Origin of the sequence: Marilutibacter spongiae (assembly GCF_014145325.1) — a bacterium.
Lineage (GTDB): Bacteria > Pseudomonadota > Gammaproteobacteria > Xanthomonadales > Xanthomonadaceae > Marilutibacter > Marilutibacter spongiae.
The window spans coordinates 78,616-103,788 of the sequence record NZ_JACHTF010000014.1 but is presented as its reverse complement, the minus strand read 5'-3'; the positions used below and the strand labels follow the sequence as shown (position 1 = coordinate 103,788).

The following is a 25,173-nucleotide window of genomic DNA, read 5'->3' as shown; positions in this document are numbered from 1 at the left end:
GGTTCTTCGTCCTCGACCCTGAGCATCCAGAACAACGTGCTCGTCGGCCAGGTCGACTGGCGCGGCAACGCGACCGGCAACCCCGGCGAGCTGGCCTGCGGCCACTACGCCTACAACTCCAGCGCGGTGCTGAGCTACAGCGGCAATGCGTTCTGGAACGTCAAGTCGGGCCAGTGCCCCTCCGGCAGCGTCTGCAGCGATCCGCGCCTCACCCGCACCGCGATGGCCGACTTCGACGCCACCCCGCTCGAGGGCAGTCCGCTGGTCGACAAGGCGCCCTACCTGAGCGCGATCACCAACGACTTCTTCAAGAACCCGCGCCCCTCCGGCGCGGCCGCCGACATCGGGGCCGTCGAACGCCAGTCCGGCGGCGGCACGCCGACGCCCAGCTGCAGCCGCAACGCACCGTCGCTGGCGCTGGGCGGCTCCACCGCCGCGGTCGCGGCCGGTTCGACGGTCAGCTACACGGTGACGCTCTCCAACCAGGACAGCAGCGCGTGCGCCAGCACCACCTTCAACCTGGCGCGCAGCGTGCCTTCGGGTTGGACCGGCACCCTGGGCAAGAGCACCCTGACGCTTGCGCCGGGTGCGTCGGCCAGCACCACGTTGAGCGTCGTGTCCCCGGCGTCGGCCACGCAGGGCGGATATGGCGTTGGCGTCGGCATCGGCAGCGCCAATGGCAGCATCCATACCCGCAACGCCTCGACGACCTACAACGTGGCCGCGCCCGCGGCGACCTGCACCCGTGCCGCGCCGTCCTTCAGCCTCAGCGGCCCCAGCGGCGGCGTCGCGGCCGGCAGCACCGTACGCTACACGCTCAACGTGACCAATCGCGACAGCAGCGCGTGCACCAGCACCAGCTTCAACCTGGCGCGCAGCGTGCCGGGTGGCTGGACCGGGACGCTCAGCAAGAGCACGGCCACCCTGGCCCCGGGCGCGAGCACCAGCGCGACGCTCGACGTCACCTCGGCGGCAACGGCCGGCGCCGGCACGTATTCCATTGGCGCAGGCACCGGCAGCCCCGTGGGCGGCATCCATACCGCCAATGCTTCGGCCAGCTACGCGGTCCAGGCGCCGCAACCGCCGCCGGCCGGCGAGCTCGAACAGTCCCTGAGCACGGACAAGGGCACCTACCGTCGCGGCGACACCGTGCGCATGACCTCGCGCGTGCTGCTCGATGGCCAGGCCGCGGGCGGTGCCAACGTGAGCTTCGTGGTCACCAACCCCTACGGGGCGAGCGAGACCTACACCGCCACCGCGAACGCCAACGGCCAGGCCACGGCGTCGGGCACGCTCAGCCGCTGGTGGTGGTGGGCGCCGTCGGGAACCTACACCGTCCGTGCCACGGCATCGCGGGGTAGCGTCTCGACAACCGACGAGACGACGTTCCAGGTGCGCTGACCCACGCTTGGGACGTGCGACACCCCTACGGGCGGCCCAGAGCCGCCCGTATTTTTGTGACGCTCGTCACTTAGACATGAAAAAGGCTCGAAATTTCCGCGGTTTAAGTTGGCCAAAACAGTATTCACAAACCCGGATTTGCCGTATTTGTGCCCCATTCTGCAGAAGCTGGACAAAAAACCGCCAACACTTGCCGCTCGCCGTCCCTTCCGAAGCCTTCCCCCGATCTTTGGAGCCGTATTCGTGACACTTCGCAGCACTTCACCGCATTTCGCGTCCATTGCCCGACCGCTTCGTGGCCGCCTCGCCGGCTGTCTCCTCCTGCTGGGCCTGGGCACCGGCGCCGCCCAGGCGACCACCTACTATGTCCGCACCGACGGCGGCAGCGCCGCCCAGTGCACCGGCAAGTCGAACGCCGCCTATCCCGGCTCGGGCAGCAACCAGGCCTGCGCCTGGAATTCCCTGCACCAGGCGCTGCCGGCCGGCGGCAGCGCGCGGATCGTGGGCGGCGACACCGTGTACATCACACCCGGGAGCTACATGCTCGGCTGGGGCGCCCCCGGCGCCTCCGGCGGCCGCTGCTACGACGGCGGGCGCTACGACTGCTACCTGCCGCCGATCCCCAGCGGCCCCAGCGCGACCAGCCGCACGCGCATCCTCGGCACGAGCGCCAGCAACAAGCCCCGCCTTTGGGGCACCGAGCGTGTCCAGTACATGCTCAACCTGACCGGAAGCTCGAACGTCGAGATCGGCAACCTCGAGATCACCGACCAGAGCGACTGCGTCGAATTCCACAGCGATGCCTCGGCGCGCTGCAAGCGCGACAGCACGCCCTACGGCCAATGGGCCGGCGTGGGCATCATGGCGTCCAACTCGAAGAACGTGTACCTGCACCACCTCGACATCCACGGCATGGCCAACCGCGGCATCGTCGCCGGCGGGCTGACCGACTGGACCGTGGAGAACGTCAAGATCGTCGCCAACGGCTGGGCCGGTTGGGACGGCGACATCGGCTCGGGCAGTTCCAACAGCGGCAACATCATCCTGCGCGGCGTGGAGATCGCCTGGAACGGCTGTGGCGAGAAGTGGCAGTCCCGCTCGCCTTGGGCCTGCTGGGCGCAGACCGCCAGCGGCTATGGCGATGGCCTTGGCACCGCGAAGACGGGCGGTCACTGGCTGATCGAGGATTCCTACATCCACCACAACACATCCGACGGCCTGGACCTGCTGTACATGGACGGCGGCAGCAACTCCTCCGTCACCGTGCGCCGCACCCACGCAGCCGGCAACGCCGGCAACCAGCTCAAGACGCTGGGCAAGACGCTGATCGAGAACTCGGTCGTGGTCGGCAACTGCGCCTACTTCAATGGCCGCGACTCGATGAAGTCCGACGACCAGTGCCGGGCGCTGGGCAATGCGATCTCGGTCGGACTCGTCGCAGGCCAGGACATCACCATCCGCCACAACACCATCACCGGCCAGGGCGATTGCCTGATCCTCAGCGAGGGCGGCTCGTCCACCTCCAGCCTCAACATCCAGAACAACGCGCTCATCGGCCAGGTCGACTGGCGCTCGGATCTCCAGGGCAACACGGGCGAGCTCACCTGCGGTCACTACGCCTACAACTCCAGCGCCAGGCTCACGTATTCGGGCAACCTCTTCTACAACGTGAAGCAGGGCCAGTGCCCGAGCGGCAGCACCTGCAGCAACCCCCGTATCGCGTCCACCGCCATCGGCAACTTCGACGCCACGCCCCAGTCGGGCAGCCCGCTGATCGACAAGGCGCCTTACCTGGCCGGACTGGACAAGGACTTCTACGGCAATGCGCGCCCGTCCGGCAGCGCCGCCGACATCGGGGCGATCGAAGTCCAGGTGTCCAGCGGCCACCCGCCGCCCAGCATCAGCAAGCCCCTGCCCCCGCAGTTGAAGCAACTGGGCAGTGGAGGCAGCGCCAGCACGTCGACCGCGGCGCCGGCCACGCCCGTCGCGGGCACGACGGACGACGCCGATTCCAGCGTACCGGCCGCTGACAAGGTGTCGCGCGCATGGTCCACCCTGGGTCGTTTCCTCTCGCTCGCCCGCGCGCGCGCCTGGAATGCGCCTGCAGCGAACCTGCGGGATCGACCGCTGGAGCTCGCGTGGCGGACCTTCACCCAGCAGCCGCGCTGGCTGATGGCGGCGGCGGACTTCTTCGTGGACCGCTGGAAGGAGGACGGACGCGCGGACACACCCGGCGAACAGGCCGCGCATGCCACGCAAGCATCGCGGGTGGAGGTCGCTCCGGGGACATCGGCCTCGGCGCCCGAACCGGCGATCGAGCCGGCATCGAACTCGGGCGAACGCGCTCAGCCCGTGTTGCCCGAGCGCGGGGAAATGACTCGCCCCCTGGCGGAACGCAGCACGCCCCGGACCAGCTCACGCGCCCTGGCGTCCAGCACCAGCACGCTCGCCAGGTAGAGGCTTCCGGCCGACCCGCCGCCCAGCAGCAACCTCGCCCAACCGGCAGGCATGCCTTGCCGGTCCAACCAGCGCTCGAACAGCACCACCAGCGCGACCGCCACCGCCGCACCGAGGATGCTGCGGCGGTCGGGCAGGCAAAGCAGGGAGCGCTTGACCACGACGCAGTGAGCAAGACCCAGGGCGCTCGAACTTGCCACCGTGGCCCAGGCCGCGCCCATCACGCCGTGGGCGGGTATCCAGAGGTAGTTGAGTACGCCGTTCAACAGCAGGCTGAGGAACACCAGCGCCAACACCGTCTTCGAGCGTTTCTCGAGCAGCAGCCCGTAGCCTGCGAGCAGCAACACCGGTTGCAGCACGCAGACGATCGCGAGCAACGAGAAGATGGGTCCCGAAGCGATCTTGTCGACGCCGCTGGCGACCAGGATCAGGTCGCTGCCGAACAGTCCAAGCAGCACAGCGACACACGCCGCGCCATAGGTCATCGGCACGAGCACGCGGGACTTGAGCTCGCGCAGCGCCGTGTCGCCTTCGGTGACGTACACGCGATTGGCCGTGGGCAGGAAGGCCTCGAACACCGAAGCATTCATGAACAGGCTCACCTGCATCGCCAGCGATGACCCGATGCTGTAGACGCCCACCAGCGCGAAGTCGCCGGTGATGTCCTTGAGCATCCAGCGGTCGAGAGACACCAGGGTCACCGAGATGATCTCGCTCAATGCCATCGGCATGCCGAACATGAGCGCGGCACGCGTCTCTGACAGGTTGATGTCGGCGCGCGAGAAGTTCAGGTGCCGGCGCATCCACAGGATGTAGAAGACGCCGAACAGGAGCGTGGTGGCGAGCTTGCCGGAGTACGCGGCGACCGCGCTCGCCTGCACCAGCAACACCGCGCCGAGCATCAGCAGCAACTCGACCCAGCGGCTGCTGATGCGCAGGTACATCACCAGTTGCGAACGCTCGGTGACCTTCTGGACGGTATCGACCAGGCTGGAGAAGACCGCCATCGGCGCCATCGCCACCACGAGCCAGAACATGGTCCCCTGCCGCTCGCCGCTGATCGCGTCGACCAGCACCATCCCGGCGACGACCAGCGCCCAGACGACGAACGCAAGCCCCAGCGGCACGTAGAACAGGTTGGTCGCGAACGCGCGCAGCTCGCGCGCGCCGCCATCGTGGGGATAGAAGCGCAGGATGGCATGCTGGGCGCCGAACTTACCCACGGCGATCGCCATCAGGATCCACGCGCCGTAGTAGCCGAACATGCCGTACTGCGTGTTGTCCAGCAAGCGGGTCAGCAGGGGGAACGAGACCAGCCCCGCAAGCAGGGTGAGCGCGTTTCCGGTGGCGTAGCGACGGTAGTGCGTCGCCACGCCCAGTGCGTCGCGGCTCATGGCATCGCCGCGAGGCGCGGGGATGCCTCGTCGGTACCGAAGTTGTCGCGCATCCACGCCACGGTCCGCGCGAGCAGCCTCGACCGGTCGCGGCGGAGGTAGAAGGTGTGGTCGCAGTCGCGCCAGAACTCCACGCTCACCTGGCGCGCGCGTGCCGCCGGGCCCAGGGCGCCCGCCAGCTGGCCCGCGTGGTTGACGTAGTAGTAGCTGCCGGAGGTGTAGATGCACAACAGGCGCACGTCGCGATCGACGAGGGCGCGCAGTTGCGAACGGGCATGCGCCTGCTCGGGGAAGTCGCGGTAGTCCAGCAGCGTGGGCGCACCACCACCGCCGCGGGCGCGCAGCCTGGCCAGCAGCGAGACCCAGCGCCGGGGGCTGAGCAGTCGCGGCGCCACATGGCGCAGCCAGAACTGCGGGGTGCGGTAGCCGATGCCGTCCAGCAGGATCGTGCCGACGATGCGTGGATCGTCGCCGGCGAGGTGGAAGGCGTCGTCCGCGCCGGAGCACAGGCCGCCCATCACGAAGCGCATCAGGCCGGTTTCCGCCCCCACCAGGGTCATGGCCGCGCGCGCTTCGCGCTGGCGACGATCGCCGGCCTGCTGCATCGGCGCCAGGCTGTCGCCCAGTCCCGACTGGTCGTAGCGGAACACGGTGAAGCCCGCGCGCGCGAGCGCGCGCGCCATCATGACGTACTCCCGGTAGGGTCCGGCGCGCCCGGTGAGCCCGGCATTGAGCAGGATCACGGCCACCGGCTGCACGTGCCCGGCTTCATGGCAGGGGCGGTGCAGGACGCCCACCAGGCCGGGACCGAAGCGGTGCGCGCTTTCGCCCTGCGCATTGCGATGCCGCCGCGTCACGGGCCACTGCCTGATTTCGGCGTTCATGCCGCCATGCCCGTGATGCGCTCGACCAGCATGCCGACGCTGCGACGCGGGAATACCTGCGCTTCGAACTGGCGCGGCACGTCGAACGCGGGCGTTTCCCCGGCGTCGAGCCAGAGGCACTCCACCTCGATGCCTTGGCCACGCTGCCACTCGATGAACGCGGACAGGCACTGGGATTCGCGCCACGCGGCCACCAGTATCCGGCTGCCGGCCGGCAGTCCCACGCGCGAATGGTCGGTGGATCGCAACGCGTCGAGGAGTGCGTCGCCCACTTCGTGCCCCATGAGTTCCCCCGGCTCCGATGCAGGCGTGCCGAACGGGTAGCGACCGGCCACCGTCAACTGCTCGACCTGCTGGCGCTGCCAATCCTCGACGAGGGCCGCGCCATCCAGTATCGGATCCCAAAGGACCAGGTCCACCGGGGATTTCGATGCTGTCGCGTGGGCCAGCACCGGTAGCGCCGCACTGCGGAAGGCGAGCACGCTCAGTCGCCCGGCTCGCGTGGACGTCGAAAGTTCGACGATCGCAGCCTCGAGGTCCTCCGCCATGCCCTCCAGGCGGAGATCGGCGCCGTCGCCCGCAGAGTCCCCGCTGCCGTACCAGTCGAAGCGAAGCACGTCGTGCTGCGCCTCGGCGAGCGATTCGGCCAGGTGCCACATGGCCCGCTGGATCCGCGTCGCGTCCTGCAGCAGCGGCGCGCAGACCACGCAGGCCGGCTTGCCGGTGCTCGACGCCGGAGCCATGCGGGCGCTGCGACGGGAATGCAGCATGCCGAACAGGGCCCGCGCTTCGTCGCCGAAGAAGAAGGGCTCGCTCATGGCGCCGCCTTCGCCCCCTTGCCCATCCAGCGTTCCACCCGGCGTCGCAGCCTGGACAGGAAGGGTTGCGGGACCGGGTCCTCGCCAAGCTCGACGCTCGCGTCCATGTCGGGCAGCGCTTCGGCCACCTGTTCGAGGCTCAGGCTCGCCAGGCGCATCAGTTTCAAGCGAACGCCGGTGTCGCGCGCCACGCGGTTGGCCATCTGTACCGCCAGCATCGAATGCCCCCCCAGGTCGAAGAAGTTGTCGGTGGCCAGGACGTCCACGCCCAGCAACTCTTCCCATACACCCATCAGGTAACGTACCCGGGCGCTGGCGGAGGACGCGTGGCGGGCCGGCCGCGCGGTCGCGGACAGGCGGCCGTCCGGCCGAGCCGCTACGGCAGCGTCAGGTGCCGGCGCCGCGACCGGGGATCCGGCGTCCGCGCCCGTCGCAGCGCGGGCCTCGTCTGCCGGATTCGGCGACGGCAACGCGTGACGGTCGATCTTGCCGTTGGGCAGCAGCGGCAGCGATCCAAGGACGACGATGTGCTGGGGAAGCATGTACACCGGCAGGCGCGCGCGGAGGTACTCGCCCAGCGCCTGCGTCGAAACCGCCTGGTGGGTCGCCGGCACCACGTAGGCGACCAGGCGGACGTCGCCGGGACGGTCTTCCCGCGTGGCCACGACGGTGCGCGACACCGAATCGTGGGCCATCAGCGCGGCCTCGATCTCGCCCAACTCGATGCGATGGCCGCGCAGCTTGACCTGGTGGTCGAAGCGCCCCTGGTGCTCGAGCATGCCGTCGCTGCGCCAGCGCCCGCGATCGCCGGTCCGGTACAGGCGTCCCGGGCCGGACTGCGCGCCCTCGCCGCCGAACGCATCGGCGATGAACTTCTCCGCGGTCAGCTCCGGGCGATCCAGGTACCCGAGGGCGACGCCGGCGCCGCCAATGCATATCTCGCCCGATACGCCCGGCGGGCACGGCTGCATTGCCGCGTCGAGCACGTGCACGGTGGTGTTGTCGATGGGCACGCCGATGCTGATGCCCGCCTCGTCCGGCTGCACCTTCCAGCACGTCGACCAGACCGTGGTCTCGGTGGGCCCGTACATGTTCCAGACTTCGCTGCAGCATCCGCGAAGGGCGTCGGCCAGGTCCGGCGCGAGCGGCTCGCCACCGCACAGGGCCTTGAAGGTCCCGGCCGGCCGCCACCCCGTGCCGACCAGCATGCGCCAGGTCGACGGCGTGGCCTGCATGAACGTCGCACCGCTGGAATCGAGCAACGACGCCAACTCGAAAGCATCGACCGCCGTGTCGCGATCCGCCAGTACGGTCTCGGCTCCGACGGCGAGCGGAAGGAACAGCTCGAGCACCGCGATGTCGAAGGAGGTGGTCGTCACCGCCAGCAGGCGATCGCCTGCCTCGAGGCCGGGGGCATGCTGCATGCTCTGCAGGAAATTGACGACGGCCCGGTGCGGGACCTGCACGCCCTTCGGGCGACCGGTGGAGCCGGAGGTGTAGATCACGTAGGCGACCGAATCCGGGGCCGCCAGGTCGGTCGTCTCCGGAAGCGGATCGGTGCGCGCCAGGAGCGCCGCTTCGGTGTCGACCTCGAACACGCGCGTATGCGGCAACTCCAGCGCCGTGCACAGGCCGGCTTCGCTGACGATCAGCGCCAGGCGCGCATCGTCGACCATGAACTGCAGGCGGTCGCGGGGATAGTCCGGGTCCATGGGCACGTAAGCCACGCCCAGTCGCAGCGCCGCCAGCATCGCCGCGACCATGTCCGGTCCACGATGCATGCAGATGCCGACGCGCGAATCGCGGCGCGCACCCAGGGCCCGCAGGCATGCCGCGATGCGAAGACTTCGTTCGTGCAGTCGGCCATGGGTCCATGCGACGTCGCCGAAGCGGACGGCCGGGCGGGAAGCCCAGGCCGAAGCGCGTCCGGACAACCAGCGCCCGACGGTGGGCTCCTCGGGCAGCTCGCGCCAGGTCGCGTTGGCGATGCGCGCGAGATCGCGGTCGGCCTCGCATTGCGCGTCGAGCGTATCGACCGGCATGTCCGGCGTCGCGATGACGGCTTTCAGCAGGCTGCAGAAGCGCTGGTTGAACAAGCGGGCCGAAGCCGCCGTCAGCACGTCGGTATTGAAGCTCATGACACCCGACAGCCCTTGGCCGTGCTCCAGGAACCACAGGCCCAGGTCGCCGGCGCTCGCCTTCTGGAACACCAGCAGGTGCTCGTGCTCGAGCTCGGCCCAGTGCGTGCGGCGCATGCGCACGTCCTGGAAGGAGAAGCTCGACTGGTAGATCGGCGCATGGCTCGGGTCGCGGGGCACGTCCAGGGCCTGCAGCAGGCGGTCGAAGGGCACGTCGGGATGCGAGAACGCGTCGAGCACGGCGCGCCGCACCTGTCCAAGCAGCGCCTGGAACGGCATGCCCCGCGTAATGCGCAAGCGCACCGGCAGCATGTTCACGAAGAAGCCCATGATGGACTCGAGCTCTTCGCTGTCGCGGTTGCGGACCGGCAGGCCGACCACCAGGTCGTCCTGGCCGGACAAACGGTGCAGGAAGAGGTAGTAGGTGGACAGCAGGACCATGAAGAGCGTGGCATCGCTTCGCGTGCCGAGCGCGCGCGCGGCGTCGGCGGTCGCGCGGTCGATGCTGAGCCACTCGATGTCGCCGGCGCCGCTCGCCTCCGGCGGACGCGGCTTGTCCAGCGGCAGGCGCAAGGGCTCCAGCGCACCGGCCAGGTGCTCTTTCCAGAAGTCCAGCTGGCGATCGAGCGCCTCGCCGCGCAGCCACTCCTGGTACCAGGCGGCGACGTCGCCGTAGCTCAGGCGCAACGGCGGGAGGGCCGGCGGCTCGCCTTTGCGGAACGCCTCGTAGAGCGCGGACATCTCGGTGTAGAAGACGTCGAACGACCAGCCGTCCCAGATCACGTGGTGGGTCATGAAGAACAGGACGTGGTCGCGCTCGGACAAGCGGTAGAGCCTGGCGACGAACAGCGGGCCCCGCTCCAGGTCGAAGGGCTCGGCGATCAGCGCCTCCATGCGTTCGCGCAGGGCCGGCTCGCGGTCGCCCTCGTCGAGGGTGGAGAGGTCGTGGATCGGAAGCGCGGCGTCGATGTCGTCGCGCACCCGTTGGCACGGGCCGCCGTCGTCGAGCACGATCACCGTGCGCAACGAGGTCTGCCGGCAGACCATGGCCTGGAACGCGCGCTCGAACGCGGCATGGTCCAACGGTCCGCGCAGGCGATGGGCCGACGGGGTGTTGTAGGTCACCCGCCCGGGCTGCATCTGCTCGAGCACCCAGAGGCGTTCCTGCACCGGCGACAGCGGGGCGCGCTGCTGGTCGGCGCGTGCCTGGATCTCGCCGCGAGCGGACGCCGCGGGCGCCGCCCCGGCGCCGTCCACGAGCATCGCCAGGCGCGCGACGGTCGGCGCGTCGAACAGCGAGCGCAGGGTCAGCGACGCATCCAGCTCGCGGTTGATGCGCGACACCAGGCGCGCGGCGATCAGGGAATGACCGCCATGGGCGAAGAAATCGTCCTCCACGCCGATGCGCTCCAGGCCCAGCATCCCGGCCATGGCCGTGGCGATCGTGGCCTCGGTCGGGCTGCGCGGCGCGATCCGCGCCACCGGCGCCTCGGCGGCGAGGGGCGCGGGCAGTGCCCTTCGGTCGATCTTGCCGTTCGGCAGCAGGGGGATCGCCGCCAGCGCGATGAAATGCTGGGGCAGCATGTACTCGGGCAGGGTCTGCGCGAGATGCGCCTTCAGGCCCGCGTCGTCCGCCACCGTGCCCGCGTCCGCGACCACGTACGCCACCAGGCGGACGTCGCCGGGACGGTCCTCGCGCACCACGACCACCGCACGGGACACCGCGGGGTGGTTGGCCAGCACGGATTCGATCTCACCCAGCTCGATGCGGTAGCCGCGCACCTTGACCTGGTGGTCGAGGCGCCCCAGGTGCTCGAGCATGCCGTCGGGCCGCCAGCGGCCGAGGTCGCCGGTCCGGTACAGGTGTTCGGTGACGCCGTCCGCGACCGGAAGGCCCTCGACGTCGACGAAGCGGTCCGCGGTCAGTTCCGGTCGCTGAAGGTAGCCCAGGGTCACGCCCTCGCCGGCGATGCATATCTCGCCCGGGACGCCGCGCGGGCACGGCCGCGCGCGTGCATCGAGGATCCAGACGCGCGTGTTGGCCACGGGACGACCGATATGGATGTCGGGCCGCCCCCGCGCGTCCGCGCTGACCCGCGCGCAGGTCGACCACACCGTGGTTTCGGTGGGCCCGTACATGTTCCACAAGGCCCCGGTCCTCGCCAGCAGTTCGCCGGCGAGGTCGGGCGGCAGGGGTTCGCCGCCGCACAGCGCCACGAAGCCTTCGCCGCCCTGCCAGCCGGCTTCCACCAGCAACCGCCAGGTGGAGGGCGTGGCCTGCATGCAGGTGACGCCGGCGTCGCGCGCGAGGCGTGCGAGCGCCTCGCCGTCCATCGCGGTATCGCGATCGGCCATCACCACGGCGGCCCCGACGCTCAGCGGCAGCATGAGTTCCAGCACCGCGATATCGAACGACAGCGTCGTCACCGCCAGCAGGCGATCGTCCGCCGCGAGGCCCGGCTCGCGTTGCATGGCGACCAGGAAGTTGCCCACCGCGCCATGCGGGACCTGCACGCCCTTGGGCCGGCCGGTCGAGCCCGAGGTATAGATCACGTAAGCGACCGAATCGGGGCCGGCCGCCTGCGGATCGCGCCCCAGGCGGGTGTCGGGCATCGCCGCGAGCTGCGCTTCAATCTGCTCCATGACCAGCACCGGCCGGCCGCGCAGGTCGAACACGGGCGCGGATGCCTGCTGGGTCAGCAGCGCCGCCAGACCGGCGTCGCCGGCCATGTAGGCCAGGCGGTCGGCGGGGAACTTGGGGTCGAGCGGCACGTAGCCTGCGCCGGCCTTGAGCACGCCCAGCAGGCAGGCGACCATGTCGGGGCCGCGCTCCAGGGCGAGGCCGACCAGGCTGCCGGCGTGCACGCCGTGCTGCCTGAGCAGGTGGGCGACGCGGTTGGCCCGCGACTCGAGCGTGCGGTAATCCCATTCGGTGTCGCCATGGCGGAGCGCGATCCGATGCGGGGCGAGGTCGCACTGCCGCTCGAAATACTCGTGCATCCGCTGCTCGCGGTCGCGGCCGACCGCGGCCGGCTGCAGCGCCGACAGTTCCATCCGCGCCGGACCGTCGAGCAGCTCCAGGGCCGCGAGCGCCGTCCCCGGCTGCCGGGTGGCCTGGCGCAGCATCGCCTCGTACGCCGACATCCAGCGACGGATCGTGGCCTCGTCGAACAGGTCCGTGTTGTACTGGCATTCCAGGCGCAGCTCGCCGTGCGCCTGCACGGCGTTGATCGACAGCTCGAAGTTCTCGTGGCTGCGCGGATTGCAGTCGAATTCCAGGCCCAGCCCGGGGAACCGGTTGCTCTCCTGGTCCAGGGCCTGGTCGATGTTGAACATCACGCTGACCAGCGGCAGGCGCGCGGGATCGCGGGCCAGCCTGAGGCGCTGCAGCAGGGTGCCGAAGGTGTAGCGCTGGTGGTCGAGGGCATCCAGCAGCACGCCCTGCGCCGAACCCAGCAGCGCTTCGAAGGGCGCTTCGGGCGCGATTGCGAATCGCAGGGGCAGCAGGTTCACGCAATGCCCGACCAGGCCACCATGCCCGTCCACCGACTGCCCGGCGGCCGGGATCCCGACCACCACGTCCTCCTGCGCGGACAGTCGCGCCATCAGTCCGGCGAAGCCTGCCAGCAGGGTCGCGAACAGGCTGCTGCCCCGCCGCGCACCCATCTGCCGAACCTCGCGCAGGAGGTCCGCGTCGAATACATGGTCGTAACGTCGCGACGCCGAAGTACGCCTCACGGGCCGCGGCCGGTCCAGCGGCAGTTCGAGCACCGGCGCGCCGTCCTTGAAGCGGGACGTCCAGAACGCTTCGTCCGCGGCGAGGAAGGCCGTGGCGGCGGCATCGCCTCGCGACATCGCGTAGTCGGAGAACGCGACCGGTGCCGGCAGCGGCTCGCCGCCATGGCCGATGGCCTGCGCGTAGAGGCTGCCGAGTTCGCGCACCATCACCCACCACGACCAGCCGTCGCAGACGATATGGTGCGCGCTCAGGACCAGCCGGTGCCGCCCGCCCGGCAGGCACAGCAGCTCGGCACGGAACAGCGGGCCGTGGAGCAGGTCGAAGGGGGTGTCGACGCTGGCGCGCAGTCGCTCATCGACGGCCCGCGCGAGCGCGTCGGCGTCGAGTGCCGTGAAGTCGTGTTCGGCCGTCTCGAAGGCACCCGCCTGGGCGACGCACATGGTCTCGCCGTCGGCACCGAAGCAGGCACGCAGGGCATCGTGCCGTCGGTAAAGCGATGCCAGGACGCGGGCCAGGGCGACGCGATCGAGGTCGCCGTCGAAGTGCAGCGACACCGACTCGTTGTAGGCCAGGGACGCCTCGTCGCCGAGCCGCGAGGCGAGCCACAACTCGCGCTGCGGCTCGGTGGTGGGGACGACGCGCTCGATCGGACCGCCGGCGAAGGGATCGTAGTCGACCGCTTCGCCAATCCCGTCCCTGGACGGATTCGATGCCTGGCCCACCATCAACCCACCTTGACGTACTGGTCCGGGCGGTCGGGGTCGGCGACGTACCACGCCGGGCGCCCTTCCGGATCGCGACCGATGCGTGCGCCCGGCACCGGCGGCGCCGCCGCGTCCATCGCCGCCATGGTGGCGGCGGCCTTGCCGGGCAGGAAGCCGGACTCCTGCAGCTCCACGATGGAAGCCTTGAACGCTTCGATGATCGCGCGGAAGTCGGCGTCGTCGTGCGCGGTGGTCAGGAAGCAGGGGAAGTTGTCGAGGATGTGGATGCCACGGCTGCGCATCATCGGGAACAACAGGTCCTGCAGCGGATGGTCCTCGAGGAAGAAGGTCTTCCAGACCGAGGCGAAGTGGCGTACCTCGACCGGCGCACCGCGGCTTGCGCAGAACGCGTTGATCTCCTCGGCCATCGCGGTGACGCGCGCGTTGAGTCCTTCCTGCAGCGCCCCGCCCTGCCGCTTCATCTCGGTGAGCACGGCGTGCGCCGCGGCCAGCGCCATGGGGTGGCGCACGAAGGTACCGGCGAAGTAGGTCACGCCGACGGTGGGCACGGAGTCGTCGCCGTACTCCCACTGCCCGCCGTCGAGCGCGTCCATGAACTCGCGCTTGCCGGCGATGGCGCCGATCGGCTGGCCGCCACCGACGACCTTGCCGTAGGTCGCGATGTCGGCCTTGACGCCGAACATCGCCTGGGTACCGCCCGGGTGCGCGCGGAAACCGGTGATGACCTCATCGAAGATCAGCGCGGCACCGGCCTCGGCGGTGACCTCGCGCAGTTCCTTCAGGAAGGCCACGGGACGGAAGTCGGGGCGACGGCTCTGCACCGGCTCAACCAGCACCGCCGCGATCTCGTGGGCGCGCTCGCGGATGATCCGCATCGCCTCCCGGGTCCCGTAGTCCAGCACCAGCACGTGCTCGGCGGTGTTGCGCAGGATGCCGGGCGCGGCGGGTACCGAGGTCAGCTTGCGGGTGCCACGGACGATGACCTCGTCGATGATGCCGTGGTAGGAGCCGTTGAACACCACCAGGGTCTCGCGACCGGTGACCGTACGCGCGATACGCAGCGCGCCCAGCACCGCTTCCGAGCCGGTATTGCAAAGCGCCGCGCGGTCGTGACCCGTCAGCTCGCAGATCATTTCCGACACTTCGCCCGCGAGCGGATGCTGCGGCCCGATGTCGATGCCCTGGTCGAGTTGCCTGCGGACCGCGTCCACGATGAAGTCGGGCTGCCAGCCGAACAGGCTCATGCCGAAGCCGTTGAGCGCATCCACGTACTGGTTGCCGTCGATGTCCCACATCTTCGATCCGCGCGAACGCTCGATGACGATCTGGTAGACGATCTCCTTGGTCAGCGGCCGGAAGCCGTTGACGACGCGCGGGTCGGCCATGTGAGGACGATGGCGCGTGGTGTAGGCCTTCGAGTTCGGGGTGCGGGCGATGTAGCGTGCCATGAACGCATCCAGTGCGGCCCTTTGTCCCTCGCTCAGCACCAGCTGCCCATTGCTGTCGATGCGCGCGATGGCACCGAAGGCCTTCTTGATGTCGTAACGGGTGTGCGCGAGCGCCGCGACGTCTTCGTCGGCATCGCCCGCCGCGGCCACGGGTGCTGGCGCCGGTGCCGGGTTGGACGCGGCCGGGACGGCCGCGACAGCGGGCGCGGGCGTCTGCGTTGGCGCGGCTGCCGCCACGGCGGAGTGCGGGGCGGCGACACCGCCCAGCAAGGCCAGTTGCTGCGACATCAGCTGCATCTGCTGCGCGATCACCTGCTGCAGCAGGCTCCCGTCCGCCGCACCCGTCCCGGTCGTCAGGAACGGCGAGACGGCCGGCGCCGCGGCGTTCGCGCCGGGGGCGACAGGGGCGGCCGGCGACGCGGGGGCCACGGACGCGGCGGCGGGCGTTGCCGGCACCTCGGCCGGGGCCTCGACTTCGGCCGGCAAACGCGCGTCCAGGTAGTCGGCGAGCGAGGCCAGGGTCGAGGTATCGCTCATCAGCTGGCGGAACGTCACCGGCATGCCGAAGGACTTCTGCAACTGCAGGGCGACCTGGGTCAGGATCAGGCTGTCGAGGCCGAGCTCGATGAAGTTGGCTTCGGCCTCGGCATCGTCCATGTCGATGCCGGACACGTCTTCGATGGCCTCGCGAAGCTGCCCCACCAGACGGCTCTTGCGGTCCTGGCGGTGGGCGGGCGACGGCGTGGTCGAAGCGGCTTCGTTCGCCGGGACGAGGTGCGGCATGGGGTTCTCCTGGGTGGCCACGGCGGCCGGGTGCGGGACCACGTTGCGGGTCGCGGAGGGGGCGTCGAGCCAGTAGCGCTGGCTTTCGAAGGGATAGCTGGGCAGGCGCACGCGACGCTTGGACCCGCGCGTGTCCAGCTGCCCCGGGCGGGTGTCGATGCCGGCGGTCCAGAGCGCGCCGAGTGCGCGCCGCAGCTCGATGGCCTCGTCGGTGCTGCCGTCGGACAGGCTGGACACCAGCGGCACGTGCTGGCGCGAAACCTGGGGATGCATGCGCGCAAGGCTGGCGAGATTGGTCCTGGGCCCGACTTCGAGCAGGGCGATCGACGGCGATTCGAGCGCGGTGAGGAGAGCGCGCGAAAAACGGACCGGCTCGCGCAGGTGCGAGGCCCAGTAGTCGGCCGACGCCGCTCGTGCCTCGTCCAGCCAGGTGCCGGTCGTCGTCGACACGATCGGGCAGCGCGGCGCATGTCGCGCCACCGCCTCCACGGCGGCGCGGAACGGCGCCACCGCTGGCGTCATCATCGCCGAATGGAAGGCGTGCGAGGTGTGCAGCAGGCGGCAGGCGATGCCCTCGTCTTCCAGCCTCGCCTGGAAGTCGGCAAGTCGGTCGTGCGGCCCGGCGACGACGCAGGCGTTGGGGGCATTCTCCGCGGCGAGGGACACGCCCTCGGGCAGGCGCGCAGCCAGCGCCGCCTCGTCCATGCGCACCGACAGCATGCCGCCGGGGGCTTGCGCCTGCATCAACGCACCGCGACCGGCAACCAGGCGGATGGCATCCTCCAGTGAGAAAACGCCGGCCAGGGTCGCCGCCACGAACTCGCCGACGCTGTGGCCGATCATCGCCACCGGCTCGATGCCGTGGGCCTGCCACCAGCGGGCCAACGCATACTCGATCGCGAACGTCGCCGGCTGCATGACCGAGGTCGGCAGCAGGGCCTGCGGATCCTCGCTTGCCAGGCGTTCGAGCAGGTCGAAGCCGAAATCCCCGCCCAGCGCCGCGGCGCAGGCATCGAGCGCCTCGCGGAAGGCCGGCTCGCACTCGCGCAGGCCAAGCCCCATCCGGGCGTAGGTCGCGCCCTGACCCGGGAACATGAACACCACCTGCGAGGCACGCGCCGGCCGGCTGCGCGATGCGATGGCAACGGTCTCCCTTTCGCGCAGTGCGCGCACCGCGTCGGCCGCGTCGGTGGCCACCACCGCAAGCCGGTGTGCGAAGGCCTTGCGTCCGACCGCGAGCGTCCAGGCGACATCGTCGAGGTTCAGCGAAGGCGCGTGCTCGAGATGGACGGCAAGCCGCTCGGCCGATGCCGCCAGCGCGGCCGGCGTACGCGCCGACAGCACCAGCAGCTTGGGATCCGGGGACTGCACCGTCGCCTCGCGGACGGGCGCTTCCTCCAGCACAACGTGCGCATTGGTGCCGCCGACACCGAACGAGCTGACGCCCGCGCGACGTGCTTCGGCGCCCCGTGGCCAGGGCGTGCGGTCGGCGTTCACCACGAACGGCGACGCGTCCAGCTCGAGCGCGGGATTGGGCGTGTTGAAGTGCAGGGTCGCCGGGAGCGACTCGTGCTCGAGCGACAGCGCGGTCTTGATCACCCCCGCCGCCCCGGCCGCGATCAGCAGGTGGCCGACGTTGCTCTTGACCGAACCAATGCGGCAGAAGCCACGTGCGTCGGTCCCGCGCCGGAAGGCGCGCGTCAGGCCTTCGATCTCGATCGGATCGCCCAGCGGCGTGGCGGTGCCGTGCGCCTCGACGTAGCCGATGCTGCGCGCCGGGACGCCCGCGTCGGCATGCGCCATCGCGATCACTGCGGACTGGGCCTCGCTGCTGGGCGCCGTGAAGCTCGCCTTGTCGCCGCCGTCGTTGTTGATCCCCACGCCCCGGATCACCGCATGGATGGGATCGCCGTCGGCAAGGGCCGCCGACAGCCGCTTGAGCAGCACCACCGCGGCGCCGTCGCAGAACACGGTGCCCTTGGCATCGACGTCGAAGCTGCGCGTATGCCCGTCGGGCGAGAGCATCGCGCCTTCCTGGTAACGGTAACCGCTGCGTGGCGGGCACGTGATCGACGCACCGCCGGCCAGGGCCATGTCGCAACGCCCGGCGCGCAGGCTGTCGACGGCCTGCGCGATGGCGACCAGCGACGTCGAACACGCGGTATGGATGCTGATGGCCGGACCGGTGAGGTCGAGCTTGTGCGCGACCCGCGTGGCGATATAGTCCTTCTCGTTGTCGAGCATCACCTGGAATGCGCCCAGGCGCTCCACGCGGTCGGGGTGCGCCGAAACGTGCTTCTGGAAGTAGCTGGCGTTGTACATGCCGGCGAAGACGCCCACCGGGCCATCGGTGGCGCCGGGCACGTGGCCCGCGCGCTCCATGCACGCCCAGCACAGTTCGAGGAAGATCCGCTGCTGCGGATCCATCAGTTCGGCTTCGCGGGGGCTGATGCCGAAGAACGCGGCATCGAACAGTTCGACGCCGTCGATCACGCCGCGCGCGGCGACATACGCCGGGTCCTGGCGCTCGGCGAGGTCGATCGAGTGATCGAGCTCGTCGGCACCGAAAAAGCTGATCGAATCGCGGCCCTCGCACAGGTTGTCCCAGAAGGCCTCCACGTCGTCCGCGCCGGGGAAGCGCCCGGCCATGGCGATGATGGCGATCGGATCGGACGCCTCGCCCCGGCGTTCGCCCGAGGCGAAGCGCGAGGACGCAGCGTCGGAGTCGCCGGCGTCGGCCAGCGCGCGCGCCAGTCCGGCCGGCGTCGGCAGGCGGAACAGGCTCGTCACCCCGACCTCGCCCAGGCCCTCGCGGCGGATCGCCTGCAGCAGGTGCAGGGCAAGCAGCGAACTGCCGCCGAGGTCGAAGAAGTTGTCGTCGCGACCGATCCGCTCCAGGTCCAGCACCTCGGCGAACAGCCGGCACAGCGCGGCTTCCGACGGGTTGCGCGCCGGCGCGAACGCACCGGCCCATTCCGGTCGCCCCCGGCCCGGCGCGGGCAGTCGCGCCCGGTCCAGCTTGCCGTTGGGCGACAGCGGCATGGCATCCATCGCCACGTAGGCCACCGGCACCATGTAGTCGGGCAGGCAGGCCAGCAGGTGCGCGCGCAGCCGGTCCACGCGCACGGGCGCGTCGGGTTCGAGTGCGGTGAAGTACGCCACCAGGCGCTTCATGCCCGGCGTGTCCTCGCGGACCACCACGCCGGCCTCGCGCACGCCCGGACAGGCCATCACCTGTGCCTCGACTTCGCCAAGCTCGATGCGGAAGCCGCGGATCTTGACCTGGAAGTCGCGACGCCCCAGGAATTCCAGCGTGCCGTCGGCCTGCCAGCACGCAAGGTCGCCGGTGCGGTACATGCGCGCGTCCGCACGGTCGACGAAGGGATCGGCCAGGAAGCGTTCGGCGGTGAGGTCATCGCGCCCCAGGTAGCCCCGGGCGACGACCGGGCCGGCCAGGTACAGCTCGCCGGCCACGCCCTCGGGCACGGCCTGCCCGGTCGCGTCGAGCAGGTAGCAGCGGGCATTGTCGATCGGCGTGCCGATGGACGGCAGGCGCGGCCAGCGCGAGGGGTCGCCGTCCAGCGCCAGCGCGGTCACGACATGGGTTTCGGTCGGGCCGTAATGGTTGTGCAGGCGGCAGGCCGGCATGGCCTCGAAAAAGGCACGGATGCGTGGCTCGATGCGCAACTGCTCGCCGGCGGTGACCACTTCGCGCAGGACGCAGGCGGGCAGCGCCGGCGCCTCGCCCGTGCTTGCATTGGCGTGTCCTTCGGCCAGCATCTGCAGGGCGAAGTACGGCAGGAAGATCCGCTCGATCCGGTGTTCGGCGATGAAGGCATACAGCCGATCGCCGCTCAGCCGGGTATCGCCGTCGACGAGGTGCAGCTCGCCCCCGCTGCACAGGGTGCTGAACACTTCCTGGAACGCGACGTCGAAGCCCAGCGCGGCGAACTGCAGCGTGCGCAACGGAACCTCGTGTCCCGGTTGGCGGTTCTGCCACAGGACCAGGTTCACCAGCGGCGCATGGGGCATCGCCACACCCTTGGGCTTGCCCGTCGAACCAGAGGTGTAGAGCACATACGCCAGGTGCTCCGGTCGCACGCCGGTTTCGGCGACCGCCAGCTCGTCGTCCGGGAGGTCGTCCCAGGCCGCTGAACCGGCCTCCAGGTCGAGGACCGCAGCGTCTCCCGCCGGCGCCTCGCCCAAGGCCGCCCAGCCGTCCCCGAGCGATGCCTGTGTGATCACCGCGACCGGCGCGCTGTCGGCCAGGGTGTGGCGAAGCCGCTCGGCCGGATAGGCCGGGTCGAGGGGCACGTAGGCCGCGCCCGCCTTCAGGGTCGCGAGAACGGCGACCACCAGTTCGAGCTGCCGATCCAGGTAGATCGCAACGCGCGCGCCCGGGCCGGCGCCAAGGGCCCGCAGGCGACGCGCGAGGCGATTGGCGCGGCGGTCGAGCCCCGCGTAGTCCAGGCGACGCTCGCCATCCACCACGGCCGTCGCGTCCGGGGTGCGAGACGCCTGAGCCTCGAAAAGCTGGTGCACGCAGGTGCCGGGTGGCAGGTCGACCTGGTGTACACCCTTCGCGAGCAGCGCGGGAAGCTCTTCCGCGGCGACCAGCGGCAATGCGCCGAACGGCGTGGCAGGCGCGTCGATCACGAGCGCGATCCAGCGCGACAGCCAGGCGGCGATTTTCTCCACCATCGTCGCCTCCGTCGGCGACGCCCGCACGACGAGGTCGATCCCAACGGCTTCGTCCGACGTTGCCACCTGCAACAGCAGGTCGCAGGCTTCCAGCGGCAGCGGCACCGCGGTGACGCCATCACGAGCGCCTGCAATCTCGAGGAAGCCCACCTGGAACCCGCGGCCAGCGGTCGACTCGCCCATGCCGAGCAGGGTCTCCCATCGCGCGCGCGGCAGGCCTGCGTGCGCGCGTGCTTCGGTCCGGGCCGCCCGCATCCCCGCCATGCAATCGCTTGCGCTCGTGCCGCGCGCGCAGGAAACCGCGATCGGCGCCAGGCCGGACCAGGCCGCCTCGCCGTCGTCGAACCCGGGCCCGAGCGCGGCGACCCAGACGTCGTCGACGCAAGCGATGCGGGCGAGCAGGCTCGACCACGCCAGCAATACGATGTCGGCGGGCGTCGCGCCGAGGCGTTCGGCCAGGACGGAGAGCGAGCGGGCGGAAGCGGGGTCGAGCGGCACATGCGTCCGGATCGCGTGGCGCGCGTCGTCCCGGGCGACAGGCAGGTCGATCCGCAACGAGGCCCCCGAAAGCCGCCCCTGCCAATAGTCTTCCTGGTTCTGGAACGGATCCACCCGGCCTACTCCGTCTCGACGTTCGAAAACATCCTGTCCACGGCTAGGAGATACGCATGACGGCCTCGATTTCGGCCATTTTCCGTCCTTCATCCAGAGGGCCCGCGAACGGCCCGGCGACGCGCCCGTGCGCGTTTCTCCCAGGGGACGACATGGATTCGGATTTCAACCGGCTTTACGCGCAGCTCGGCCTGCGGCCCGACTGCACGCTCGAGGCATTCAAACGGGCGTATCGCCGCAAGGTCGCCGAGTTGCACCCCGACCGCCATCCCGGCGCGACGACCGGCGCCGCCGAGGCGGACGCGCTGTCGCTGTCGGAGCTGACCTCGCTGTACACGACGGCGACGCGCTTCCATCGCGCCCATGGCCGGCTCCCGGGCGCCGCGCCATCCAGCCGCCTGGTCGAGGTGCCGCGGCGGCGGCATGTGCCGCCCGCCGAAGGCGATACCACGCTGCCCATGCGGCTGGAAGCCGACGGCAACCCGCGGCGCCAGACCCGACTCGCGGCCCTCGTCGTGGTGCTGATCGTGGTCCTGATCGTCATCCTGGAAGCCAGTACGCCCGAAGGTCGTCCGGCAACGGGGCCCGATCGCGCACGCGCCGCACCGCCCACGTCCACGCCCGCCCCTTCGGGCGGGCTTCCGTCGCCCTGACGCCATGGCCGGCACGATGCCGGCCGCCGGTCGGGATCAGCGCGAGCCGCGCTGGAAGATCACCACTTCGACCGTCTGCAGCAGGATCATCAGGTCGAACACGAGGCCGTGGTTCTTGACGTAGAACAGGTCGAACTTGAGCTTTTCCTCAGCGTCCTTCACCGAGGCACCGTATGGATAGCGCAGTTGGGCCCACCCGGTCAGGCCCGGCTTGACGCTGTGGCGCACGGAGTAATAGCGCAGTTCCTGGTCCAGCATGTCGACGAACTGGGGGCGCTCGGGCCGCGGGCCGACGAAGCTCATCTGTCCTTTGATGATGTTGAACAGCTGCGGCAGCTCGTCCAGACGCGTCAGGCGGATGAAGCGCCCCACGCGCGTCGTGCGGTCGTCGCCGGTCTTGGCCCAGCGCGCGACACCGTCGGCCTCCGCATCGGTCCTCATGCTGCGGAACTTGACCAGGTCGAAGTGCTTGCCGCCCTCGCCCACGCGCGTCTGCCGGTAGAAGATCGGCCCTCCGGATTCGAGCCAGATGCACAGGGCCACGACCAGCATCGCCGGCCACGCCAGCAATAGCAGCACCAACGCCGCGGCGAGGTCGAAGAAGCGCTTGCTCAGGCGACGGGGCGTGGAATGGTCGAAGCCACCGGAGAACACCAGCCAGGACGGGTCGGCCACCTGCATCTTGACGATGCCGGCCTCGCGCTCGAAGAACGTCGACAGATGCGTCACCGTGACGCCGCGTTGCGCGCACGCGAGCATCTGTTCCATGGGCATTGCCCCACGGCGCTCGTCCACCGCGACGACGATCTCGTGCACCTGCAGGCGATCGACCAGGTCCATCAGCGAACCGCCTTCGGCGACGAGCAGTCCGTCGGCGACCAGGACCTGCTGGCCCTCCAGGGGCAGGAAGCCGACCACCACGAACGACTGCCGGTCGCTCTGCCGCCGCATCCGCTGGTTGATCAGGTCGGCACGCTCGCCCGCGCCCAGCACCAGCACGCGGCGCTTGAACGCATCGCTCCTGAGCACGCGGAACAGGCCCATGCGCACCAGCAGCACCCCGGCAAAGCCCAGCACGAGCGTCATCGCGAGCACGCCACGCCCGATATAGATGGCCGGCAGCAGGTAGTACGCCACCAGCAGGGCAATGCCGCCGAACGCGAAGGAAAGCGTCAACCTCAGGATCAGGTCCACCCACTTGTGGCGGACGTGCACCTGGTACAGGCCGAACGCGGCCATCGCGCCGGTTACCGCCATCGCCACCATGAACGCGCGCAGCCAGAGCCACTCGGCGAACTCCTGGTGGCCGGCGGGGTCGTCGTGGAAACGCAGCCAGGCCGCGGCCGGCACGGCGATCATCACCAGTGCGAGTTCGAGGATCCACAGGGTCAGCAACGTCCTGCTCTTGCGGCTCCGCATGGACGCACTCATGCACGGCCTCCGCGGGCGTCCCGCTTCCCGGATCGCTGCCAACCAGCGCCAACGCCGCGCACGGCACTGCGCGAGCGCGCTCCACCACCACCCCGCCTGGAGGCTCCCCCGACCTGCTTGAACATCCCTGATGCCTCTGAATGCCACTGACCTGCATTCAAGAACGGCAAGGTGCCGCCCAACCGGCCTCCGTCGCCGCACGGCCACGCCACGGGACCCGGCAGGGTGGCTGGAGGCCAGCCGGTGCCCGAGCCGCTATCCGCGCGCTGGCGCCGGGGGCGCGAGCCAGGCGATGACCGGTGGCTCCCCGGGAGCCAACGACGCCAGCGCCGCGACGTGCGCCGGACCGGCCTCGAGCATGCGGATGCGGATCTCCCGACCATCGCCGGGCAAGGGCAGCCATGCGTCGGGGGGCGCATCGATGGCGGTCATTTCCAGCGACATGCCCTGCCCGGTGGCCTTGAGCAGGGCCTCCTTGCGCACCCACAGTTCAAGCAGGCTCGCCCCCAGGCCGGTGCCCTCCCCCGCCAGCCGCCGACGCTCCGACGCTGTGCAGACCGAGTCCACCAGCTCCGGCAGCATCGCGGCCTTGGCGCGTGCTTCCAGGTCGATCCCGACCGGACCGTCGAGACTCAAGGCCACGGCCACCGCGCCATCGGCGTGGCTCAGGCTGGTGTGCCAGGGCGTACCGGGCAGGCGTGGACACCCCATGGCATCGCGCACGAGGGCCAAGCGCGACGGTTGCAGGCCCGTCGCGCAGGCCGCCGTCATGCGGTGGAAGGCATACGCCAAGGCATGCATATCGCGGTCGCCGGGGCGCCGCTGGCGATCGACGCGCTCACGCTCGGCCTCGCCGATCAGCGCCCTCGCGTCAGCCAGGCGATCGATCCACGCATCGCATTCGAGCAGCACCGCGAAGGTCGCCGGCCAACGGGGTGTGCCCGGAAGCGCGGCCCGCAAGCAGGCCGAGAAGTCGGCGAACAAGGCATCCACGGATGCCGGGCATGCATGCGGATCCTGGGACGACATCGGGGGCGGCACTCCATCCTGGCCGGGCGACTCGGGTCGGGCCTGCAGCATGCGGCAACATGGGCGCGCGCGCCAAGGCGATCGTGCGTTGCGTCGACGCTCGCGCCTGCACGCCTCCAGCGGCGGCACCGGGACGGACAGGCGTGCCGCAGGCGAGGAAACACGACGGAAAACAAAAGGGCCGCCGGCATGCGCCGTCGGCCCTGATGTTCTTGATAATGGCGCGCCCGGAAGGATTCGAACCTCCGACCCCCAAGTTCGTAGCCTGGTGCTCTATCCAGCTGAGCTACGGGCGCGTAGTCGGAAAATTATGACGATGATGATGCTTTTCGTCAACCATTTTCCTGCACGTTTTCCGGTCTTTCTTCGACATCGAAGCCGTCGTATCGACGAAGGCTCCGGCTGTCATCGCGTGTCGCCCCCTGCATGCACGAGTGCCGGATGCGGACATCCAGCATGGCGATTGCAGACCGGGTAGCGGACCTGCGCGGCGTTGAAACCCGGCGCAGTACCGCTGGAGGCAACATCGATATGGAACTGGCGGAGAGTGAGGGATTCGAACCCTCGATAGAGCTATAAACCCTATACTCCCTTAGCAGGGGAGCCCCTTCAGCCACTCGGGCAACTCTCCGCGACACCAACAAAAGCGATGCGGGCGGGAATCATAACGGCTCACCCCACGCGCGGCAAACTTTTTATCAGTCGACCGGCTTGCCAGCGTCGTCGGCGGCGCCTTCGCCGCGCTGGATGCGCTGGTAGATCTCTTCACGGTGAACCGCTACGTCCTTCGGCGCAGTAATGCCGATACGTACCTGGTTGCCCTTGACGCCGAGCACGGTGACGGTCACCGAGTCGCCGATCATCAGGGTTTCACCGACGCGACGCGTCAGGATTAGCATTGAAAACTCTCCTCATGCCGGCCGCTTCGGGTGCCGACGGTTGCACCACGTCCATCAAGGT

At 69.9% G+C, this 25,173-nt stretch carries 11 protein-coding genes and 2 tRNA genes; 3 read left to right on the top strand and 10 right to left on the bottom strand.

Annotated features, from left to right (window positions below; translation table 11 throughout):
• Together H4F98_RS12860 and H4F98_RS16980 are read left to right on the top strand one after the other, a co-directional pair.
• The coding region (locus tag H4F98_RS12860) for an NEW3 domain-containing protein (protein ID WP_220479209.1) at positions 1-1,401 on the top strand (1,401 nt) is incomplete at its 5' end.
• A gap of 243 nt (positions 1,402-1,644) precedes the next feature.
• Positions 1,645-3,858 (top strand): choice-of-anchor Q domain-containing protein, encoded by a 2,214-nt coding sequence (locus tag H4F98_RS16980; RefSeq protein ID WP_182688239.1) that lies wholly within the window; start codon positions 1,645-1,647, stop codon positions 3,856-3,858.
• Here the strand turns inward: H4F98_RS16980 and H4F98_RS12850 are convergent.
• From H4F98_RS12850 to H4F98_RS12830, 5 genes are read right to left on the bottom strand one after another with little or no spacing between them, the layout of a single operon-like run.
• Entirely contained in the window at positions 3,747-5,252 is a 1,506-nt protein-coding gene (locus tag H4F98_RS12850; protein ID WP_182688238.1) for an oligosaccharide flippase family protein, read from the bottom strand. The genes H4F98_RS16980 and H4F98_RS12850 overlap by 112 nt on opposite strands.
• The gene (locus H4F98_RS12845) at positions 5,249-6,136 is read right to left on the bottom strand and encodes an alpha/beta fold hydrolase (protein ID WP_182688237.1); all 888 of its coding nucleotides are present in this window, start codon (positions 6,134-6,136) and stop codon (positions 5,249-5,251) included. Before H4F98_RS12845 ends, H4F98_RS12850 begins: the two co-directional genes overlap by 4 nt.
• Positions 6,133-6,954: an alpha/beta hydrolase family protein gene (locus tag H4F98_RS12840; RefSeq protein WP_182688236.1), complete on the bottom strand. Its 822-nt coding sequence runs from the start codon at positions 6,952-6,954 to the stop codon at positions 6,133-6,135. Before H4F98_RS12840 ends, H4F98_RS12845 begins: the two co-directional genes overlap by 4 nt.
• Positions 6,951-13,553: a non-ribosomal peptide synthetase gene (locus H4F98_RS12835; RefSeq protein ID WP_182688235.1), complete on the bottom strand. Its 6,603-nt coding sequence runs from the start codon at positions 13,551-13,553 to the stop codon at positions 6,951-6,953. The genes H4F98_RS12840 and H4F98_RS12835 overlap by 4 nt, the downstream gene beginning before the upstream one ends.
• A 2-nt stretch (positions 13,554-13,555) precedes the next feature.
• Positions 13,556-21,100: a polyketide synthase gene (locus H4F98_RS12830; protein WP_220479208.1), complete on the bottom strand. Its 7,545-nt coding sequence runs from the start codon at positions 21,098-21,100 to the stop codon at positions 13,556-13,558.
• A 56-nt stretch (positions 21,101-21,156) separates the two neighbouring features.
• Between H4F98_RS12830 and H4F98_RS12825 the strand changes: the two genes are divergently transcribed.
• Complete coding sequence (locus H4F98_RS12825) at positions 21,157-21,753, top strand: J domain-containing protein (RefSeq protein ID WP_220479207.1); 597 nt, start codon at positions 21,157-21,159, stop codon at positions 21,751-21,753.
• Positions 21,754-21,789: 36 nt separating this feature from the next.
• Here the strand turns inward: H4F98_RS12825 and H4F98_RS12820 are convergent, their stop codons facing one another.
• From H4F98_RS12820 to csrA, 5 genes are all read right to left on the bottom strand, one after another.
• Entirely contained in the window at positions 21,790-23,184 is a 1,395-nt protein-coding gene (locus tag H4F98_RS12820; RefSeq protein ID WP_182688233.1) for a TIGR03013 family XrtA/PEP-CTERM system glycosyltransferase, read from the bottom strand.
• Positions 23,185-23,439: 255 nt separating this feature from the next.
• Positions 23,440-24,213 (bottom strand): 4'-phosphopantetheinyl transferase family protein, encoded by a 774-nt coding sequence (locus H4F98_RS12815; protein ID WP_182688232.1) that lies wholly within the window; start codon positions 24,211-24,213, stop codon positions 23,440-23,442.
• 219 nt (positions 24,214-24,432) lie between these two features.
• Positions 24,433-24,509: transfer RNA gene (locus H4F98_RS12810), tRNA-Arg, on the bottom strand.
• Between the two features lie 242 nt (positions 24,510-24,751).
• Positions 24,752-24,844, bottom strand: a tRNA-Ser gene (locus H4F98_RS12805).
• Positions 24,845-24,911: 67 nt separating this feature from the next.
• A complete protein-coding gene (gene csrA / locus H4F98_RS12800; RefSeq protein WP_182688231.1) occupies positions 24,912-25,112 on the bottom strand; it encodes a carbon storage regulator CsrA in 201 nt (66 codons plus the stop codon).
• Positions 25,113-25,173 lie beyond the last annotated feature (61 nt).

Bases quoted from the DNA above. Each gene is read 5' to 3' on its own strand.
- H4F98_RS12825 (WP_220479207.1), top strand. From the start codon at position 21,157: ATGACGGCCTCGATTTCGGCCATTTTCCGTCCTTCATCCAGAGGGCCC.
- H4F98_RS12820 (WP_182688233.1), bottom strand. From the start codon at position 23,184: ATGAGTGCGTCCATGCGGAGCCGCAAGAGCAGGACGTTGCTGACCCTG.
- H4F98_RS12845 (WP_182688237.1), bottom strand. From the start codon at position 6,136: ATGAACGCCGAAATCAGGCAGTGGCCCGTGACGCGGCGGCATCGCAAT.
- H4F98_RS12840 (WP_182688236.1), bottom strand. From the start codon at position 6,954: ATGAGCGAGCCCTTCTTCTTCGGCGACGAAGCGCGGGCCCTGTTCGGC.
- H4F98_RS12815 (WP_182688232.1), bottom strand. From the start codon at position 24,213: ATGTCGTCCCAGGATCCGCATGCATGCCCGGCATCCGTGGATGCCTTG.
- H4F98_RS12850 (WP_182688238.1), bottom strand. From the start codon at position 5,252: ATGAGCCGCGACGCACTGGGCGTGGCGACGCACTACCGTCGCTACGCC.
- csrA (WP_182688231.1), bottom strand. From the start codon at position 25,112: ATGCTAATCCTGACGCGTCGCGTCGGTGAAACCCTGATGATCGGCGAC.